The 20,053-nt window shown below is 65.5% G+C and carries 18 protein-coding genes; 6 read left to right on the forward strand and 12 right to left on the reverse strand.

Annotated features, from left to right (window positions below):
- The first annotated feature begins 159 nt into the window (after positions 1 to 159).
- Complete coding sequence (locus P0D77_RS15915) at positions 160 to 333, forward strand: hypothetical protein (RefSeq protein ID WP_277556099.1); 174 nt, start codon at positions 160 to 162, stop codon at positions 331 to 333.
- Between the two features lie 3 nt (positions 334 to 336).
- Here P0D77_RS15915 and P0D77_RS15920 read toward each other — a convergent pair whose 3' ends face one another.
- A complete protein-coding gene (locus tag P0D77_RS15920; RefSeq protein WP_277556100.1) occupies positions 337 to 1,911 on the reverse strand; it encodes an FAD-binding domain-containing protein in 1,575 nt (524 codons plus the stop codon).
- A 91-nt stretch (positions 1,912 to 2,002) separates the two neighbouring features.
- Between P0D77_RS15920 and P0D77_RS15925 the strand changes: the two genes are divergently transcribed.
- The 4 genes from P0D77_RS15925 (at position 2,003) to P0D77_RS15940 (ending at position 6,825) form a co-directional block, all read left to right on the forward strand.
- The gene (locus P0D77_RS15925) at positions 2,003 to 3,385 is read left to right on the forward strand and encodes an MmgE/PrpD family protein (protein WP_277556101.1); all 1,383 of its coding nucleotides are present in this window, start codon (positions 2,003 to 2,005) and stop codon (positions 3,383 to 3,385) included.
- A gap of 44 nt (positions 3,386 to 3,429) precedes the next feature.
- Positions 3,430 to 4,629: an acyl-CoA dehydrogenase family protein gene (locus tag P0D77_RS15930; RefSeq protein ID WP_277556102.1), complete on the forward strand. Its 1,200-nt coding sequence runs from the start codon at positions 3,430 to 3,432 to the stop codon at positions 4,627 to 4,629.
- A 70-nt stretch (positions 4,630 to 4,699) separates the two neighbouring features.
- Positions 4,700 to 5,287, forward strand: a complete 588-nt coding sequence (locus P0D77_RS15935) for a MaoC family dehydratase (protein WP_277556103.1) — start codon at positions 4,700 to 4,702, stop codon at positions 5,285 to 5,287.
- Positions 5,284 to 6,825 (forward strand): acetyl-CoA hydrolase/transferase C-terminal domain-containing protein, encoded by a 1,542-nt coding sequence (locus tag P0D77_RS15940; protein WP_277556104.1) that lies wholly within the window; start codon positions 5,284 to 5,286, stop codon positions 6,823 to 6,825. Before P0D77_RS15935 ends, P0D77_RS15940 begins: the two co-directional genes overlap by 4 nt.
- Positions 6,826 to 7,039: 214 nt before the next feature.
- On the opposite strand, the gene P0D77_RS15945 is transcribed toward P0D77_RS15940, so the two are convergent.
- From P0D77_RS15945 to P0D77_RS15970, 6 genes are all read right to left on the reverse strand, one after another.
- Positions 7,040 to 9,070 (reverse strand): TRAP transporter permease, encoded by a 2,031-nt coding sequence (locus P0D77_RS15945; RefSeq protein WP_277556252.1) that lies wholly within the window; start codon positions 9,068 to 9,070, stop codon positions 7,040 to 7,042.
- A 218-nt stretch (positions 9,071 to 9,288) separates the two neighbouring features.
- On the reverse strand, positions 9,289 to 10,392 hold the full coding sequence (locus P0D77_RS15950) for a TAXI family TRAP transporter solute-binding subunit (protein ID WP_277556253.1): 1,104 nt from the start codon (positions 10,390 to 10,392) through the stop codon (positions 9,289 to 9,291).
- Positions 10,393 to 10,552: 160 nt separating this feature from the next.
- A complete protein-coding gene (locus tag P0D77_RS15955; RefSeq protein WP_277556105.1) occupies positions 10,553 to 10,996 on the reverse strand; it encodes a universal stress protein in 444 nt (147 codons plus the stop codon).
- A gap of 71 nt (positions 10,997 to 11,067) precedes the next feature.
- Positions 11,068 to 12,261: an MFS transporter gene (locus tag P0D77_RS15960; protein ID WP_277556106.1), complete on the reverse strand. Its 1,194-nt coding sequence runs from the start codon at positions 12,259 to 12,261 to the stop codon at positions 11,068 to 11,070.
- A 109-nt stretch (positions 12,262 to 12,370) separates the two neighbouring features.
- Positions 12,371 to 13,207: a DUF2270 domain-containing protein gene (locus tag P0D77_RS15965; RefSeq protein ID WP_277556107.1), complete on the reverse strand. Its 837-nt coding sequence runs from the start codon at positions 13,205 to 13,207 to the stop codon at positions 12,371 to 12,373.
- 1 nt (position 13,208) lies between these two features.
- On the reverse strand, positions 13,209 to 14,357 hold the full coding sequence (locus tag P0D77_RS15970; protein WP_277556108.1) for an MBL fold metallo-hydrolase: 1,149 nt from the start codon (positions 14,355 to 14,357) through the stop codon (positions 13,209 to 13,211).
- Positions 14,358 to 14,665: 308 nt separating this feature from the next.
- Between P0D77_RS15970 and P0D77_RS15975 the strand changes: the two genes are divergently transcribed.
- Positions 14,666 to 15,178: a TrmB family transcriptional regulator gene (locus P0D77_RS15975; RefSeq protein WP_277556109.1), complete on the forward strand. Its 513-nt coding sequence runs from the start codon at positions 14,666 to 14,668 to the stop codon at positions 15,176 to 15,178.
- Between the two features lie 49 nt (positions 15,179 to 15,227).
- Here P0D77_RS15975 and P0D77_RS15980 read toward each other — a convergent pair whose 3' ends face one another.
- From P0D77_RS15980 to P0D77_RS16000, 5 genes are all read right to left on the reverse strand, one after another.
- Positions 15,228 to 15,647 (reverse strand): universal stress protein, encoded by a 420-nt coding sequence (locus P0D77_RS15980; protein WP_277556110.1) that lies wholly within the window; start codon positions 15,645 to 15,647, stop codon positions 15,228 to 15,230.
- A gap of 118 nt (positions 15,648 to 15,765) precedes the next feature.
- Positions 15,766 to 17,487, reverse strand: coding sequence for an NAD+ synthase (locus P0D77_RS15985; RefSeq protein WP_277556111.1), 1,722 nt, complete (start codon positions 17,485 to 17,487; stop codon positions 15,766 to 15,768).
- A gap of 2 nt (positions 17,488 to 17,489) precedes the next feature.
- Complete coding sequence (locus P0D77_RS15990) at positions 17,490 to 17,738, reverse strand: hypothetical protein (RefSeq protein WP_277556112.1); 249 nt, start codon at positions 17,736 to 17,738, stop codon at positions 17,490 to 17,492.
- 369 nt (positions 17,739 to 18,107) lie between these two features.
- A complete protein-coding gene (locus P0D77_RS15995; RefSeq protein ID WP_277556114.1) occupies positions 18,108 to 18,935 on the reverse strand; it encodes an ABC transporter permease in 828 nt (275 codons plus the stop codon).
- A complete protein-coding gene (locus tag P0D77_RS16000; protein WP_277556115.1) occupies positions 18,932 to 20,026 on the reverse strand; it encodes an ABC transporter ATP-binding protein in 1,095 nt (364 codons plus the stop codon). The genes P0D77_RS15995 and P0D77_RS16000 overlap by 4 nt, the downstream gene beginning before the upstream one ends.
- Between the last annotated feature and the right edge of the window lie 27 nt (positions 20,027 to 20,053).

A 20,053-nucleotide genomic window follows, 5' to 3' on the forward strand; every position in this document is an offset into this window, starting at 1 on the left:
CATCCGCTTCTCTGGATTTCTCTGGTCACGTTCTTCTACAGATACTATTGTTGCCCGCCCTGCATTCGATCCCACGTCACAATCCACCACGAGTGATTCGAACCGAAGGGCCACACTACACCCTAATGATTTATCACCCAGTATCTGTTTGATTGATGTATGGGTGTACGTGACACACAAACTGGGGAACCAGAACGGTCACCGGAACCGGTGACGCCGACGACAGGCACGCGAGGAGTCATCCAGACGCTCCGAGAGAAACTCGCTGCGTGGTCGCAGGTCCACGCGCAACAGCAGGTCGAACTCCTCGCCGGACAGCGACCCGAGCAGTAACGTTCAGTTCTTCTCGAAGGCGTCGAGGCTCGCCTGTCCCATTTCGTGACTCGACTTGTCGTCGGTGTTCGCTTCAGCATTCGTCCGGTCGCCACCTCGCTGTGACAGCGACAGTCGGCGCCGTATCTCTGGATCGTGTGCCGCCTCTTTCGCACGCTTAGCGAGTGCAGAGAACTGTTCGCGCGCCTCTCGACGCCGTCGGTCGAAGTCGACGACCGGGTGCGGGTAGTCCTCGCCGATACGGACGCCGAGTTCCGATTGCAGCGACAGCGGCATCTTCTCGGGGCGGTCGAGGTGGGTAGCTGGAACGTCGGCCAACTCCGGCACCCAGCGATGGACGAACGTTCCCTCCGGGTCGTTCTCGCGGACCTGTTTCCGGGGGTTGTACACCCGGACGGCGGCGATGCCGGTGAGGCCGGTCTGATACTGCCACTGAGTGTAGTTGATCGCGGGGTCGGCGTCGATGAGGTGACGGTAGAACCAGTCGGCACCGATCCGCCACGGCTGTTCAAGGAGGTAGCCGAACACGGACGCACACATCGCCCGCATCCGGAAGTTCAGCCAGCCAGTCTCCTTGAGACACCGCATTGACGCGTCGACCAGCGGAAATCCGGTTCGGCCCTCCTTCCACCGGTCGACGCGTTCGGGGTCGTAGGTATCGCGGTTGAGACCTCGAAACACGGGGTTCACTGCGTGTTCCGTCCACCCGGGCCAGTCGAGGAACTTCTGTGTGTAGTGGCGGTTCCAGTAGAGGCGGTCGCGAAACATCTCTTTCCCGACGCCGTCGGGTGCGTCCGCCTCCACGCGGTGGAACACCTCACGGACGGACAGACAGCCGAACCGGAGGTACGGTGAGAGTCTGCTCGTCCCCGTCTCGGCGTCGGCGGGCGCGGAGATAGAACTGGGATACTCGTGGATACAGTCGACGAAGCGGTCGAGTCGAGCCAGCGCCGGGTCGCGACCGCCGACGGGTACGGACTCCTTCTGGCCGTCGACGCCGTACGCGTCCTCGATGTCCGCGATGGAGACGGCCGAGTCGACGCCGTGGCTCTCGAACCCGCTCGAATCGGGCGTCGTAGGCGACGACTCGAAGTACGACTCCACCCGGTCGGCCCAACCGTCGCGGGGGTTCTCACGGTCACGGGTGAGGCCGTCGTCCGCGACGAACTGCACGCCCGCCCGCCCGGTGGCCCGGTCGTCGCGTCGTCGCCCGTGGCGACTCGTCGGCTCTGCGGCCGTGACCACGTCCCACCCTCGCTCCGCGAACGTCGACAACACCTCGACGGGATCACCGTGGGCCAACACGAGGCTCGTGTCGGCGTCGTCGTACTGGTCGGCCAAGTCCGCGAGTGACTCGTGGAGGAACTCCCGCCGGGCGTCGCACACCAGTGCGTCGCCCTGGTAGAAGTGCGGGTCGAACACAAACAGGGGGCACACTGTCGCGTACGCGCGAGTGGCGTGCGTCACCGCCGGCTGGTCGGGGATACGCAGGTGGCGACGGTGCCAAATGACGCAGGCGTCGCCGTCAGCCGACGGTGGGTCGGGGAGTGTCGCCGTCGTGTCGCCCGGGCCGCTCATACCCACGCCGACGAGTGGTGGCCGAATAACGATTGGCGTCGTGTTCGCCGCCATACCGACCGTTATTAGCCGGGAGTCGGGAGGTGCTCGTATGACTCAGACGCCGGAGCGGAGACTCGCCGCGTTTGTCGCCGAGACCGACTACGCCGGCCTTCCCGCGGGAGTTGCAGAGACGGTCACACGGGCGGTCGTCGACACGGTGGGTGTCACGCTCGCGGGCGCCGTTGAGGGTGCGGGCGAGACCACTGCGAGATCGGCGGGCATCGACCTCGAAGAGGCCGACGCGGCGACGTTGTTGGGGCTCACCTCAACCACCGTCGCCGCCGAGACCGCGCTCCGCGTCGGCACCGCCGCCCACGCGCTCGACTATGACGACCTGTCGTGGGCACTCGATGGTCACCCGAGTGTGACGCTCGTGCCACCGTTATTCGCACTTGCTCGGGAAGCTAACGCCACGGGACGGGACCTGATCACGGCGTTCGCTGTAGGGTTCGAGGTCGAGTGTGCAATTGCAGAGCCGATTAGTCCGGCCCACTACGAGGCTGGCTGGCACGCAACTGCGACGTTCGGTGCCTTCGGTGCAACGGCTGCGGCGGCCTCGCTGCTCGGGCTTGACGCCGACGCGACCGAGCGTGCGCTTGCAGTGGCGGCGTCGACGCCCGCGGGGACGAAGCGCAACTTCGGGTCGATGACGAAGCCACTCCACGCGGGACTGTGCTCCCGTTCGGGCGTCACCGCGGCGACGCTCGCGCGTGATGGTCTCACGGCTACGCGGACGGCGGTCTCCGGCAACCAGGGGTTCTGGGACTTGTACGACCCCCGCCCGTCCGACGACCGCGACCCCAACGAGGACTTCACTTTCGACCCCGACGGCCCGTGGGCCATCGAGACGGAGGGCATCCACACGAAGGCGTACCCCTGCTGTTACTTCACGCACACGAGTATCGCTGCGACGGCGGATATCGTCGCAGACGAAGTTGACCCCACGGACATCGAGCGGATCGAGGTGCGTGCGGCCGGCGGTGCCGGCGACGCGCTCTCGTACTCGGATCCGGAGACGGGGCTGGAGGCGAAGTTCTCGATGGAACACGCCGTCGCGTGCGCCGCCGTTCGCGATCGGGTCGACCTCGAGGCGTTCGAGGTGGAAGCACTCGATGACCCAAAAATCGCGGCGCTTCGCGACCGCGTGGACTTCGTCGTCGACGACGACCTCGCGTACGACGCCCACGAGGCGACCGTCCGCGTCGTCGAGACAGACGGGACGGTCCACGAGCGCCGCCGCGTCGATCCACCGGGGGTCCACACCGACCCGCTCCCGCCAGAGACGCGCCACCGGAAGTTCGCGGAGTGCGCCGGACGGGCGCTCCGCGAGTCGGAAGTCGAGCGGCTGTACGAACGCCTGTGCGACCTCCCGAAACTCACAGACGTGGCGGCGACGGTCGCGGGTGAGCAGTCGGCGTCGGACCTGCCGTAACCCCACCGTTTATCGGCTCGCTATCTGCACTATCGAACACTAGAATGGTGGCGACTGACACGGTCGAGACGACCGAGCGACAGGCGCGCGTCCGTGAGTCGATCCGCGACATCTGTGCGGGATTCGACGCGGCGTACTGGCGCGAACACGACGCCGAGGGGACGTATCCGCACGAGTTCGTGAACGCCCTCGCCGACGAGGGGTGGCTGGGTGTCCTCCTCCCCGAGGAGTACGGCGGGAAGGGGTACGGCACCGAGGAGGCAGTGGCGATGATGTACGAGATCGCACGCAGCGGCGCCGGATTCAGCGGCGCACAGACTGTGCACGCGGCGATCTACAACTCCGCACCGCTCGTCAACTACGGGAGCGAGGAGATGAAACAGGACCTCCTCCCCCGCGTCGCCTCGGGCGAGGCGTGGATCCAGTGTTTCAGCCTCACCGAACCGGAAGCGGGGTCAGAGTCGACGGCGATCTCGACGCGCGCGGTGCGCGACGGCGACGAGTACGTGATCGACGGGCAGAAGGTGTGGACCTCGCGCATTGACGTGAGCGACTACCTCGTGCTCGCCGCTCGGACGACACCCCGCGAAGACGTCGAGAAGAAGACCGAGGGCGTCTCACTGTTTCTCGTCGACATTGAACGCGGCCGCGAGGCCGGACAAATCGAGTTGGCAGAGATCGACAAGACCGTCAGCGGCGTCGTCAGTTCCTTCGAGGTCACCTACGACGGCCTGCGCGTCCCCGCCGACCAGTTGATCGGCGTCGAGGACGAGGGATTCTACCAGGTGCTCGACGGCCTTAACGAGGAACGGCTGGTCATCGCCGCCGAGACGGTCGGCCTCGGTGAGTTGGCTATCGAGGCGGGCGTTGACTACGCGAACGAGCGCGAGGTGTTCGACCGGCCGATCGGACAGAACCAGGCGATCCAGCACCCGCTGGCGGCCGCCCACGCCCGCCTGCGGGCGGCAAAGCAGTTCACCTTCGACGCCGCACGCCGGACGGGCGACGAAGACCGCAAGGCCGTGGGCGCGTGGGCCAACACCGCGAAGTACCTCGCGGCGGAGGCCGCCTTCGATGCCGCCGACGCCGCAGTGCAGACCCACGGCGGCCGTGGCGTCGACCGCGAGTACGACGTGGAGCGGTACCTCCGTGAGGCACGCCTCACACGACTCGTCCCTGTCACCCAGGAACTGGCGCTGAACTACCTCGGCGAGAACGTGCTGGGACTTCCGCGGTCGTACTGAGGGCGGAGACACGACTGGAATCACCCGACACGCACACACGACCACACGACGACACCACACATCCACATCAATGACTGACACCGACACGGACGCGGACGACGGAACTGACGACACCGAACGGCGACTGGTCGAGGGCTGGCAGGGACGCTACTACGAGGACTTCACGGTCGGCGACGTGTACAAACACCCGTACGGCCGGACGGTGACCGAGACGGACAACGTCTGGTTCACCAACCTCACGATGAACCTCAATCCGATGCACTTCAACGAGGCGTACGCCGCCGAGACGGAGTTCGGCGAGCGGCTCGTCGACGGCACGTTCGTCATCGCCCTCGTCGTCGGGATGAGCGTCATCGACGTGAGCGCGAACGCGACGGCGAACCTCGGCTACGACGACATCCGCCACCACGGCCCCGTCTACCACGGCGACACCATCTTCGCCGAGAGCGAGGTGCTCCACAAACGCGAGAGCGAGTCGCGCGACCACGTCGGAATGGTGACGACGGAACTGCGCGCGTACAACCAGCGCGACGAACTCGTCCTCACGCTCGAACGCACCCCGATGGTGCTCAAACGGGAGTATGCACAGCCGTCGGCCGCCGCACCTACCGGTTGGCCCGAGGGCATCGGCACGCAACCGGAGGACCTCGAGGAGTGACCCGCGAGCGACCACGACCGGACGGCGGCACCGCTCCCGCCGACAGAATCCCGGACGATCGGATCACCGGCGACCTCCCAGTCGCCGACGCCGCGACAGCGGTCGACCACATCCCCGACGACGCGACGATGCTCGTCAGCGGCTTCGGGAGCGTCGGCTACCCAAAAGCCGTCCCGCGCGCACTCGCGGACGCGGCCGACGGTGGGGGCGCCGAGGATGGCGACGCCGGCCGCGACCTCTCCCTGACGGTCGTCAGCGGCGGGAGCGTCGGCGAAGAGCTAGACGTTGCCCTTGTTGAGGCCGACGCAATCGACCGCCGCTACCCGTTCCAAGCACGCGATGCGATCCGCGAAGCGATCAACGACGGGCGCGTCGCGTTCGCCGACCGCCACATCTCGACGCTTGGCGACGACGTGCGCTTCGGCGGGATGGTCGACACCGTGGACAGCGTCGCCGTCGTCGAGGCTGTCGCGGTCGGGCCAGACTGGCTGATCCCCTCTACCTCGCTCGGCCTCACCGACGCGTTCGTCGCGAGCGCCGATCGGCTGATCGTCGAGGTGAACCACGACCAACCGCTGTCGCTGGCGGCGTTCCACGACGTGTATCGTCGCGACCTCCCGCCGAACCGAGAGCCGGTCTCACTCACCGACCCCGGCGAGCGCATCGGTGGGCCGCGCGTCTCGTTCGCCCCCGAGCGACTGGCCGCCGTCGTTGAGACGACGGGCCGAGACGCCCCCTACGAGTTCCGCGATCCGACGGAGACAGACCTGACTATCGCCGACCGCCTCGGCGACTTTCTCGAACGCGAGGTGGAGCGCTCGCCGCTGTACGACGACTCCGTCCGCATCCAGTTCGGCGTCGGCAGCCTCGGCAACGCCCTGATGGGCGCACTCGGGGAGGCAGACCTGGGCGACCGCGACCTCGTCTACTACGGCGAGGTGCTCCAAGATGGCCTGCTCGACTTGCTCGACGACGGCGCACTCCGGTCGGCCAGCGCCACGTCGCTGGCGCTGTCGACTGAGGGGCAAGAACGACTGTTCGCAGACGCCGAACGCTACGCCGAGGACGTCGTGTTGCGCACGGGCGACATCTCCAACGGCGCGGCGTTCATCGACCGCTTCGGCGTCGTCGCGGTCAACAGCGCCGTCGAGGTGGACCTGTACGGTCACGTCAACTCCACGAACCTCGGTGGCTCGCGGATGATCAGCGGCCTCGGCGGCAGCGGCGACTTCACCCGGAACGCGCCGCTGTCGGTCGTCACGCTCGGGTCGACGGCCGCCGGCGGCGACATATCGAAGATCGTTCCGAAGGCGACCCACGTCGACCACACCGAACACGACGTCGACGTGGTGATCACCGAGCACGGCGTCGCCGACCTCCGGGGCACCTCACCGCGCGAGCGCGCACGCCTCCTCGTCGACGTGGCTCACCCCGACTATCGCGGTGACCTCCGTGCGTACCTCGACCGCGCGGGAGCGGGTGGCGGCCACGAACCCGTCGATCTGGAGACGGCGTTCGACTGGACCGACCGGCCGTAACGCGGTCCCTGGGACCACGTTCTGCTCTTCTTCTGTGTCAGCTTCGTTCTCGGTTACGGGAAATCGAGGAGAAAGCCCCGTGCTTTAGCGCGGGGATGAATCCGATATAATTCTCCACGAACAACGTTCAATGGCAGGCTGGATATTCCCAGTGAGCGCCGCCGCTGACGGACGGGGAAGCCAGCGCGAAAAAATCTCGAACCTCAGTCGGTCGCTACTCGCGGTCGGCCCGCTCGGTTCCGGGGACACCCCCACTCGACAGGCCGAGGTTCTTCTTGATGACGCCGACGGGGTCGGGCCGCCCGGCGTACGTTTGGATGACGTACATCGCGATGGCGACCAGCACCGCGGCGGTCTGCACGATCCGCGACGGGTACACCATCGCGAGAACGCCCGTGGTGAAGAACGCGATCCGCGAGCCAACCGTCACCACGTCGCCAAAGACGAACCGGTAGTTGATCCCGTGAATCATCGCGATTGCGCCGAACAGCGCGAACGCACCCGAGGTAAGCGTCTGCTGGTTGAACTCGGCAGAGACGACCTCGGGGTGGTAGACGAACGTGAACGGCAGGATGAACAGCGGCGCGGAGATCTTGATCGCCTCCCAGCAACTCCGCCAGAAGTTCGCGCCCGCGATCCCACAGGCGACCGCCACACACGTCGCGATGGGTGGCGTCAGTCCCGCGAGGATCGCCGCGTAGAACACGAAGAAGTGCCCTGCGAACTCCGGCAGGAAGAACTGGCTGATGAGCGTCGGCGCGACCAGCAGCGCGACGATCGTGTACGACGCAGTCGTCGGCATCCCCAGTCCGAGGATGATGCAGATGATCATCGAGAGGATGGCCGCGACGAGTAAGACGCCACCGGAGAGGTCCAGTAGCGTGAGCGAGATAGCCGTCGGCACCCCAGTCGCGGTGAGAATGTCGACGACGCCGTTGATCGCCGCGAGGATGATCGTCACTGGCGCGAGCACGACCACACCCTCGCGAGCGCCGTCGAGCGTCTCCCACAGCGTGCGCTTGAGCGACTCGACGACCGTCTCCTCGGAGTCACCGGCGGCCGCGTGGATCACCGGGAACAAGATGCCCGTGAGCAGCATCGCACCGGTCGTCCACAGCGCGGCGGTGCCGACGGTCACCTGCTCGACACCCAGCTTGTAGATGAGTACCGCCAGCGGGATGCCGTACTTCAGGCTCTCGGACGCGAACTCCGACCGCGGCATCTTGTCGTTCAACAGCGTCGACGGGTCGGTGTCGTCGAGTTGCGGTGCGGCTACGTAGTGGACCGCGACGAAGATAGTCAGCGAGAGAACGATGGCGGGGATGATCCCAGCGATGATCACGTCGACGTAGGTGACACCCGTGATGAGCGACGCCATAATGAACGCGCCCGCGCCCATCACCGGCGGGAGCACCTGTCCAGCCGTGGATGCGACCGCCTCGATAGCACCCGCCGTCTCTGGCTTGACGCCGTTGCGTTTCATCAGCGGGATGGTGAACGAGCCAGTCATCCCGGCGTTGGCAGTCTGACTCCCGTTGACAGAACCGATGACTGCACTCGAGAGCACCGCCGTCTGGGCGATGCCCGAGTCGATGTACTTCGCCGAGCGGAACGCGATCCGCATAATCAGGTCGAACGCGCCGTACGCCTTCAAGAAGCCGGCGTACAGCAGGAACAACGCGATCCACGCGGCGACCAACTGCGTCAGGAAGCCGAAGAAGCCGTCGACGCTGACGACCACTGTCCGGAGGATGCGCTCGACGCCGAGCCCACCGTGTTGGAGCGGGCCGGGCGCGTACATCCCGAAGTAGCCGTACGCGAACCCGGCGATGACGACCGCCAGGAACGTCCCACCGAACGACCGATACGTCAGGTAGATCATCACCAGCGAGAACACCGCCGCCATCACGTACTCGTGCGGCAGCGCGCGACCCGCACGTTCGACGTATAGCGCCTGGAAGTTCACCGCCATGTACACGGTGGTCGCCAACACGTCGACCGCGGCCAGGCTGAGCAGTGCCGCGTCGAGCCTATTCCCGGGTCCGTAGGCGCTCTTGAGGTCGGCGAGGAGGCCCCCGTTCCCGTCCCCGTCCGACATCGACATCAACTCCGTGAGGATGTACAGGATCAGGATGGAGCCGAGGAAGATGATCCCGTACTGGGCACGCGGCATCGGGTAGTACCGAGTGTAGAACATCACGATGGCCCAGAACACCACCGAGAGGCCGATGAGGACGTTCCGCATCGACACCAGTTCGGCGTCCCACGGCTTTTCGCGGTCGAAGCTCACGTCGCCGGTTCCCGCTCGCGCTCCCGCCTCCGCGTCACTCATAGGTTATCACTCCCGATACTTGTTGTCCCGGTGACCGCCGCTGTTGGATAATTGTGCGCATTTAATGATGTGGTAGTGGTGGTCGTACGTATAAATTGTCCCCACTCAGGGGACGCTGGTCGATGCTCGGTTTACGCGTTCTCGCCGTCCGTCCAGCTGTCGTCCCAGACATCGTTCGCCTGGAAGAAGTCGGCTACGCCGGCGTGAACCGGGAGGTCCTCGAGGACTGCCGTCGTCATCGTCTCGGGGTCGGAGTGGTCGAGCGTGGTCGGGTCGGCCTCGCGGATGGCCTCCCAGTGTTCGCTGGCGAGACGTGCGACCTCCTCGGTCGCGCCCGCGGGCACGTCCGGTCCGAACGCCCACTGGCCGGCGAGCACCCACGCGGTCGTCGTGTCTGTGATGCCGGTCACGTTCTGCTCCCAGCCGTACGGTTCGAGACCTTCCTTCTTGATCGCGCCGCCGACGTTGTCGATGGCCTGCGAGAAGTTGTCGTCGACCTCGATGATGTTCAGCCCGCCGCCGGAGCGAACGTCGACCTCCTGCACCCAGCTAGAGAGAGCGACGCCGTTTGCGCCGTAGATACACATCGCGTCCACGCGACCCTCCTCGACGGCGCCCGCGATGTCGCTGGTGCCGACGTTGAGGATGTCGTTGTTTTCCCACACGCCGGCCTCGCGGATGACCTCCTCGGTCAGCAGGCGCGTCCCGAATCCAGGCTGGATCGGGTAGATGGTGTAGCCGCCGTCCTGGAGGTCGGCCGTCGAGGTGATCCCCGACTCCTCGGTGGCGACCCAATAGATCTCGAGGTTCGTGAACACGTAGCCCTGATGCGGGAGGCTGTCGACGGGTTCGTCCGCGAACGGCCCCTCCTCGTTGAGCGCCTTCGAGAGCGAGTTGTTGTCGACACCCATCGAGTCGATGTTGCCGCTGTCGTACTCGTAGAGGTTCGCTGTCCAGCCGTCGGTCACCTGGACGGAGATGTCCAGAATGTCGCTGTGTTGGCTCGCCGCACGGGCCAGCGCCTGCCCGGCCTGCTGCGTCGAACTGCCGGACGACGTCCCGGCGATCGTGAGCTGGTAACTCTCGCTCCCACCGTCACCGCCGGAGCCACCGTCACCGCCAGAGTCACCGTCGCCGCCGTCCCCGCCAGAGCCACCGTCGCCGCCGTCCCCGCCGTCACCGCCGCCAGTACAGCCAGCCAGCGTGATGACGCCCATCGTTCCTGCACCCGCCAGTACGTCGCGTCTGTTCATTCCGTCATCAGACATACCTGGACCGAGTAACTAAGTGATTGTTAACGATGTTGTTCCGGGTGATGTTGCCAAATAAACTCACACAGTTACGAGTAGTAATTACGCTCTCGTCTATCGATCTGTCTAATCGAGTCTGTGGTGCTTACGCCGATTGATCTGCGACGATCACCGGGCGCTCGCCGTCGAGGATAACTCGCTGGGTGACGCTTCCGAACAGCGCCTTGCCTGCGGGGCTACGGCGACGGGCCCCTAGTAAAATCACGTCGACGTCGCGTTCGTCTGCTTCGGCGAGTACCTCGGCCGGGGGTTCCCCTGTTCGCTCGGTCACCTCCACGGTAGCACCGAGTTCTTCAGCCGCGTTGGCGACCGACTGCACGGTGTCCGGGAGGCCTTGGAGTGCTTCTACTTCCTCGTTGATCGACTCGATCACCGACCGGCCCGCCTCGTCTGCGGGGGTGTCGACCAACTCGTGAACGAACAAGACGGTCACTCGGAGGTCGTCGTCTGTGGGCAACGAGCGGAGCGTCTCAATCTGATCGGCGACACGCCCCTCATCGTTGTCCACGGCTATGAGTACGTGGTACACACCGACCTGCTTCTCTGCCGACTGGTATATAGTTTGGTCGCGAGGCCCGACGACAGCATCGGGGTGGCGGCTCACTCCGCGAGCGATGCCGTCGCGTCAGCTGGTGGTTCCACTACTAGCACGCGTGCGACGAACACTGCACCGAGCAGCGCGAGCGTCGCCAACAGCAGCCACCCCTCGCGGTAGCCGAACGCGTCCGCGAGGTAGCCGAACGCGGGAGGAGCGAACAGCGCACCACCAGTGAGCGCGAGTTGGCCCCCGCCGGTCGCGCCACCCATCTCGTCGGCCGGTACCACCGTCGCCATACACGAGTAGTAGACGCCGGTAAACCCCAGGAGGAAGAAGCCGAGCGCGACGAACGCCGCGGTGGTCGCGAGTCGCCCATCGACGACCCCGACTGTCGCCAATAGGGCCGCACTCGCTACCGCTTGAACGAGCAACACGCCGCCGATCCGTCGTCGGGGGTCGCCCGGGAGCGCGTCGCTCAGCCAGCCAGTGACGACGCGCCCGACGCTCCCGGACACCTGAACCGCAGCCAGTACGACGCCGCCGAACGCGACGGACGCACCCACAGTGTCGGTGACGTGGACGACGACGTACCCCGTCGTCGTGAACAGACCGGCACCGAGACACAGTCCGGCAGCGGTGAGCGCGCGGTAGGGGCGGTTCGCGAGCAGACGCCGAAAGTCGGGATAACTCGGCTCTCCGTGGGTCTCAGCATCGCGATACACGAGCCAGAACGCGGCGGCGACGACGCCGCCGACACCAGCGGCGACGTAGAAGCCCGCCTGCCAGTAGAGCACGCCCGCCAGTCCCGTCACGAGTAGGGCACTCGCGCCACTCCCCGCAGTGACGCCGACCTGCTTCACGCCGACGACGAGGTTGCGCCGCCCCGGCGGTGTGTTGTCGAAAACCGCCTTGTTCGTCCCGGGCATCGCCGTCCCGTACAACGACCCGAGCAAGAACGCACTCCCCAGTAACAGTGGGAACGACGGCGCGCGGGCGACGAGGAACGCGCCGACCGAGACGCCGACCAGTCCGACGGTGAGCATCCGACGCTCGCCGAACCGGTCGGTGAGCGCTCCCAGCGGAAGGAGGAACGTCGCGTAGCCGAGCGTGAGCGAGGTGACGACGAGGCCGACGGCCGCACCCGAGAGGTCGAACTCGGCCCGAAAGAACGGCGTCGCGGCGAACAGCGCGTAGTAACAGACCGACGCCGCGACCTGCCAGGTGAACACGAGGGTGACGACCCGGACGAGTCCCATTCGTCGTAGCGGTGAACGGTCGCCGGGTAAAACGCGCGGGTTCCGGCAGGAGACGGGACCCGATAATCGCACGCGGCCGACTGGGTCGCCGCCGGCCGACGTCGGTTCGCTACCGACTTCTGAGGTCCTCAGTCCGGAGTTCTCCCGTCGAGTACCACGTCCGGGGTCGCAGGGCGACGACACTCGCCGCGAGCATCGCGACGCCGACCGCGCCGGCGACGACGAGGCCCGGAATCATCCCGATTGCGGCGCTCGCAGGCCACGGTTCGGCGGTGAACGCCGTCACGCGGAGCACCCACGCGCCGTTGAGGATAGCGAACAGTGGGAGATACACCCGACGCAGGCGGTGGGCGATAGCTTCCTCGGCGGTGATCTTCAGGGTCGGCTGGTCGTAGTCTTCCGCGAGGTCTCGCCGCCAGTTCGCGTCTGTGAGCGGTCGCTCTGGGTCGAGTCCCCTCGCCCACACGTGTTGCTGGATCGTTCGGACGCGACTTCGCCACACATCGTACGCTCGGTAGCGCCGCGCCTCGATGACAAGGAACAGGCCGACCGCGAGGTTGCCGACGAGGATGACGTAGTGGGGGTTCGACGTGGAGGTGAACGCCCACGTCAGCACGGCCGCCAACAGGATGACCGCCCAGTTGGTTGTCCGGTCAAGGCGCTCGCGCCACAGTTTCATCCGGTGGAGCTCACCACGGTAGAGGTGTGCGAACGCCGAACTCGGCCCCATCGACGCGTCGAGGAGGCCCTCGCCGACGCGCGGGTCGCCGGGGTCGCCCGTCGGCCCGACGGTTTCTTCGCGGCTCTCGGCTTCCGTGCTCTCCGGGGACTCGGACCCTGCCTCTCTCGCTGACTCGGTCTCGTTCACGTTGTCTTTTCCGTCGTTGGATCGTTCTGTTTGCCCCCGTGCGTTCGCCTGCGCGTCCGACTCGGTGTCCTGCGACATCTCAGACGGCACAGTTGTTGCGACCGGTTTCGAGCGTCACCGCGTCGAGGTCGTCGGCGGCTTCGCCCCAGCCGCGGTTGATGTCGATGACCCGTTCGTAGTTCGGCGGTTTCTCGGGGAGGTCCCCGGTCATCCGCTCGACGAACGTCTCCTCGTCGAGGCCGTACAAGTCGAGACCATCAAGGACCTCGTCGAGTCGCCGCCCGACGAGTTCGTTGGGTGTGCCGGTTCCCCACGTGCCGTCGGGGGCGACGTGAACGTGCCCGGGCAGCACCTGCAGGTCGCCGGCCATCTCGCCGAACACGTCGTGAAGCGTGTCGTATGCGAGGCGCGCGCCATCGGCGGCTCCGGACTCGCCAAACTGGAGTTCTGTCCGTCCGACCGAGTCGACGAACAGGGAGTCGCCGGTGAACACCGCAACGTCGCCGAGCCGGTAACTCAGCAGTTCGGAGGTGTGGCCGGGGGTCGCGTGGGCAGTCAAATCAGTGGTACCGACGGCGACCGTCTCACCGTCGGCGATCGGTTCGTAGCCGAGTTCCACGTCGCGTTCGCTCGCACGCTCTCCGAGTCGGTACGGGACGCCGAGCTCGTGTGCCAGCGCCTGCCCGCCGCTGATGTGGTCAGCGTGGACGTGCGTATCGAGCACCTGTGTGATCTGAAGGCCGCGGGCGGCGGCCGCCGCGAGGTACTGGTCGGTGTGGCGACCGGGATCAACAATGACCGCCTCGCCGGCCGACCGTGATCCGACGAGGTACGAGAGACAGCCCTTGCCGCGTCGTTGGAACTGGACGACGACGAGGTCGTCGTCGGGTTCGAACGCGGCCGTCTCGTAGATGTCGTTCCAATCACGCATCCCGCCGGAGACGGCATACACCTCGTCGTAGCCGGCGCGCGAGAGCCGAACCGCAAGGTTAGCGGAGGTCACCCCCTTCCCGCAGATGGTGTAGACGGTGTCCGAGGACGCCGCGATGTCGGCGAACTCGTCGAGACGGTCGTTACTCAACGCCTCGGTGGGGCCGAACGGGAACGACACTGCCCCGGGGACGCGCCACGATTCGTAACTGTCGACGGGTCTGGTGTCGACGAGCGTGAACTCACGGTCGGCGTCGACGGCGTCGGCCAGTCGGTCCACGGAGACCACTTCGAACATACTGTATTGTGGGTTTCACGCAATATAATTCCTTTCCATCGGACATCGATGGTCCTATGGCTGGATCAGTTAGAGGTGGCAGGCGTCTGTTGTCTTGTAATATTCGGTCAATTCAGACCCGACACACCGGGTTCGCGCCGCCGACGTGCTCTGGTTCGGGTGCCGACAGTGATTCCAGAATTCGATCCAATCTGCGACAATTTGTGTACGATTGGCTCACTCCTTCCCACACACCCGTTCGGATTCTGAGATTCTGAGGCAACCACCAAACGTATACCAACACGTCTCGGATAGCAGGGTAGACGCAGATGGACTTGACCAGTAGCCAGCGGGAGATTCTCAACGCCCTCGTCAACGGGTATCTCGAGACCGAGTCCCCGATGCCGGCCACGACGATTGCCGAGACGTGCGACCGACACGTCGGGACGATCCGAAATCTGATGCAGATGATGAAGTCGCTGAACCTGGTCGAGGGCGTTCCAGGTTCGAAGGGCGGGTATGTGCCGACCGACCAGGCGTTCGAGGCACTGGGTCGACGCCCGGACGAGGACGGTGAGACTCTTGGGATGGCCCACGATTACGACCGAATTGACGTCGACGTGGATACCATCGACTTCACCAACGTCCACCACCCCGACCGCTGTCGCGTCCGGGTGCGCTTTCGTGAGTCGGTCGAGCGGTTCAACGTCGGCGACCCGGTCGTCGTCGGTCCGACGCCGTCGGCCGGCCTCGTCATCGCGGGACAGGTCCTCGCGGTCGACCCCGGCCGCAACGAACTCCACCTCGACGTGGCTCGACTCGAAGCGCCATTGGCGGAGTGAACGCCCGAACGCGAACGGGGTCACCGCTCACCGAACGAGCCACGTAATCTCACCGGACGACCGTCACCGGCACTGGTGAGCGCCGGAACACCTTCTGAGCAACATTCCCGACGAAGAGTCGTTCAGCCAACGTTCCCCCGTGACTGCCGATGATCACCGTATCGAAATCCGCTGCTCGATTGACGATCTCTTTGGCTGGGTCTCCCCACGCGACAGCAGTCGTGACCTCCCCGTCGTACCGCTCCGCGATATCGCGGGCACGCTGATGAACCGTCGATGCGTGTTCTTCGGCAGCCTGTTGAATGTCGTCCTCCAACGCGAGACCCACTGCTTTTCCCATCATCGCGGATGGTTCCCCGACGACGTGGAGTACGACGATCTCAGCATCGGGATGTGCTTCGAGGGCGTATCGAACGGCTCGATCAGCCATCTCAGAGTCGTCCACTGGAACGAGAACACGGGATATCATACGTTAGCTACGGACGATACTCATATAAACTCCGTGTCAATTTGGATCGCTCAGCGATCAGTATCCAACTCTGTGCGCCGGGCACAACAAGACACACAGCAAAGCCAACCGACTCGAACTATTCGAACTTCAGTTCCAAGTCGTAGAAGTAGCCGCGATCCGTCTCCGAGGGTGGCGTAGGAGCGATGCGAGTGCCGTCGCGCCGCTCGGCGTGGTGGCGGGCGTACTCGCTGACGAGGCTGTCGTCGACGCCCACGGCGGCGGCTGTCCGCGTGACGCCACCGTCTCTGTCGATCAGCCACTCGAGGATCGCGTCTCGCTCACTTCCGCTGTGGTGACTCGACTGCTCCGGGACCCCTGTGTCGCTCTCCGCGTTGATATCGAGACTCACAGACTGCTCGCTCGCTGGACTAGGGATGTCCAGTCCGTTGGCAGCACGCTCGACTTCCGAGCGATAGTGCGCACCTAGCGGGTGCACGTCGCCGATGGCGTCACCGAATGGGGTGAACGTCCCGAGGTGATGGTCGGTTCTCGTGAGCGTGCCGACGACGAGCGACGAGGTGGTGTTCGCGACGTAGTAAGCGCACGCGAGGCGAACCCGAGCGACGAGCGCACAACTGCCAGCCACGTCGGTCGAGGTTTGCACCCGCGTCGGGAGCACCCCCTCCAGTTCCGAGACGAGCGGTCGGACGTTGACGCGGTCGAACTCGATACCGAGTGTCTCTGCGATTGTCTCGGGGTCGACACCATCCGAGCGTGGGCGCTTGTAACACGGCAGGTGGAGTCCGTGAACGCGCTCGGGACCGACTGCACGCGCGGCGACGGCGGCCGCGACGCTCGACTCGACCGACCCGTCGAGCGTCACCACGAGGCCCGACGCATCCGTCGACTCGACGTACTCGCGGACGAACGGTTGTGCACACACGAGCAGTCGCTGTGCTGCGTCGGCGTCCGTCTCGGCGGTCGACGACTCCGCTGAGATGCCGACGTGAGCGAGCCCGGGCATTCGTTCGGGGGTGGGTGGCGTCTGGCGTTTGTGCTCGCTGGCGTCGACGCGGCGGAGTTGTCGTGCAGCCATCTCCGGTGCGACGCTGACGGTATCGGTTGATCCGACGGCAGTCGTCGGGTCGCGGCCGTGGTCGACTGCCTCCCGTAACACGTGGTCGAGTGCGGCGTACGACGCGCCGAGTTCGGCCTCGTCGGTCTGTCCCTCCCAGAAGCCGGCGGTCGGGCGCTTCTCGACGATAGAGTCGGGCACGCCGACGTGTCGTGCCACTCGGCGCACGGTTGTCTTGTCGTACTCACTCAGGGGAAACAGGTCGCCAGCGCCGTCGCCGTACTTCGTGAAGTAGCCTAGGAGGCGCTCGGTGCGGTTGCTCGTCCCGACAACGAGCGAATCCGTCGCGTCGGCGACGGCGTACAGACAGCACATCCGGAGTCTGGCGGCGAGGTTGCCAGCGGCGTACTCGTCGCCGGCGGGTGCGACCTGCGGCGCGACGTACCGTTTGAACACGTCCATCGCCTCGGTGAGCGAGACCGTGTCACAGCGAATACCGAGCGCTTCGGCGTATCGTCGGGCGTCCTCTACGTCTGCGTCGCTCGTCGTCGCCGTCGGCATCACGAGTGCGGTGACGGCGTTCGCGCCGAGTGCCTCGACGGCTAGCGCCGCCGTAGTCGCGGAGTCGATACCGCCCGAGAGACCGACGACGACGCCGCTCGCGCCCGTGGTGTCGACGCGGTCGGCGATGTGGGTGGTTGCACGGTTGACGACCGCCTCCGGGGTCGGTCGCTCGTCGTCGACCGGTGGGACGTACCGTGGCGACTGTTGGCCGGTCGCCATCGTCAGTCCCTCCGGATGTCCGGGAGATCGCTGGCTGGCGTCGACACGTCACCTGAAACCGACGCACCGTCTACCGGGAGTGGAATCGCGAAATCCGACTGGATCCACGCGTCCGTGCAGGAGCGGTCGTACACGATGACGGAGTCGTCTTCTAACAGCAACCGCGCGTAGCGGTCGGAGACCGCGGGACCCGTTGGGTCCGCGAGTTCGTGATCGATGCGGTTGGTGGAGTCTGGGAGGTCGTCGGTCATTGGGGCTCGGTGGTGTGGAGGGCTGCAGGGACGGTCGATTCGGGGACACATCCGATCAGTTCGGCCGTGGCACAGGTTGCCATATTAGTGGTCATACGTCCGTCAGTAGTTGGTTATGAACTACGTTCCGGGTCGGAATTGCAACGTTAGCGAGTGATCGTACTATATTCACACCAGTCTCTGGACACTCGTCGTTGTAAAGCGTATCGTACAATCAGCTAGTGTTGTGGGGGACACCGCTAGTGAATTTGCAGTATATTAGGTAATATACGTTCACTTGTGCGCTACATCCGTTCAGAACCCAACTGATACGAAGTTATGGTATGCGTTCCGGCACCGGTGACGTGGCTGAGAACGCGACGCCCGCGCTCAGTAGTCGCCGAGGACGCCGAGGCGGCGCGCCCGTCGGGTCGCCGCCTCGAACACGACGTAGCCGAACGCCAGGTATCCGGCGGCGACCGCGACCAGCAACAGCAGGTCCGTCGCGGGGAACTCCCACAGACGCACACCGTCGACCATAGCACGTTGGAGCATCCCGCTGCCGTGCGCCAACGGCAGCAGCGACAGCCACGGGATGTCGAACGCGGGCGCGGAGATGAGGACGATGAACCCGAACTGGAGGAGGTTCAGCCAGTTGCCGATCTGTTTGTAGAGGACTGCAATTCCACCGGCGGCGAAGCCAAGACCGAGCACCGACAGCACGGTCAGCACGGCAATAACCGTCACCGTGCCCACGTTGAGGCTGAGCGTCGTGCCGGTGACGAGTAGCATCGCCGCGAGGACGATCGACGAAATAAGGAACGTCCGAACGACCTTCGCGACGCCTTTCAGGAGGGCGACCGGAGCGAACCCAAACGGCGTCATTACGTGGCGTTCAAGCGTCCCCCACTGTACCTCGCTGCCGATATCGTTCGAGATAGACGAGTACGCGCCGACCGACAGCGACCACAGGAAGTAGCCGACGATGATGCCCTCGATGGAGTCCGTGAGCGCTTGGCCGGCGACCATCCGCCCGCCGAAGAACAACACGCCGAAGAAGAACAGCGAGATGACGACTGCGCCGACTGCGTTCGCCGGGTAGCGTACGAAGATGAGGTACTCACGTTTGAGGACCGCCGCCGCGAGGTGGCGGTACGTCGCCGGACGCGGTCCGGTCGCGTCGTCGCGGCCCCCCTCGACCGTCTGTCCACCGTTCATCGCTCGCCTCCGTCGAGGCCCGTCAGCGAGACGAACACGTCCTCCAAGTCTGGTTCGACGGTGCGGACGGCCCGGAGCGTGACGCCCTCCTCACGGAGGAACGCGAGCAACTCGTACAGGCCGTCGCTGTCGACAGCGGCTTCGATCCGGGTCGCATCGCCGTCGTCGACCGACTCGATCGATCGGAGGTCGACGCGCTTGCGGACCGCTGTTACGAGCGACTCGTCGAAGTCGGAACTGGTGATCTGGACGGCGTGAACGTCGCCGCCGCGGAGGAGCGCTTCCACCGTGTCGTCAGCGACGATGCGGCCGTCGGACATAATGATCACCCGGTCACACACGGTCTCGATCACGTCCATATCGTGACTGGAGAGGACGACCGTGAGGTCTTCCTCCTCGACGAGACGGCGCAGTTCACGCTGGAGGGTGCGCGAACTCTCCACGTCGAGACCGAGCGTCGGTTCGTCGAGGAACACCACCTCCGCGCCGCCCGCGAGAACGCTCGCCAGCGACACCTTCTGTTTCATCCCGCGCGAGAGGTCGCGGACGGGCGTGTCGGCCTTCTCCGTGAGGTCGAGTTGCCGGAGGATACGCTCGTGACGGTCGGCGACGGAGTCTGGGTCGACGCCGCTGATGGTTGTGAAGTAGCGGAGGTTCTCCCGAACGGTGAGGCGCCAGTAGTCATTTCGCGCCCCCTCGAGCATCGCGTCGACGTGGGTGTACGCGGATCTGGGGTCCTCCAGTACGTCGTGACCTAGTAGTTCCACACGACCCTCATCGGGGAGTACCATCCCCAAGATGCACTTGATGAGCGTCGTCTTGCCCGCGCCGTTCGGCCCGAGGACACCCGTCACCGACCCTTGCGCGAGGTCGAACGAGACGCCGTCAACCGCGGTGACTGCGTCGTCACCCTCACCGAACTGTTTGCGAATGCCCTCGACCGAGACGGCGGTCGTTCGCTCGCGACCCGTGGCGTTCGTTTCGGCAGTTGCACCGGTAGACCCGGACGCAGACTGCTGGTGCGTCGAGAGCGTGGCGGCCGTGTTCTCCGCCCGTGGATCGGCGGTGTCGCCGACGCCTCCGTCTGTCATTGCACCTCGTAGCACCCCGAGGCGAAA

Origin of the sequence: Halobaculum limi, assembly GCF_029490015.1 — an archaeon.
Taxonomy (GTDB): domain Archaea; phylum Halobacteriota; class Halobacteria; order Halobacteriales; family Haloferacaceae; genus Halobaculum; species Halobaculum limi.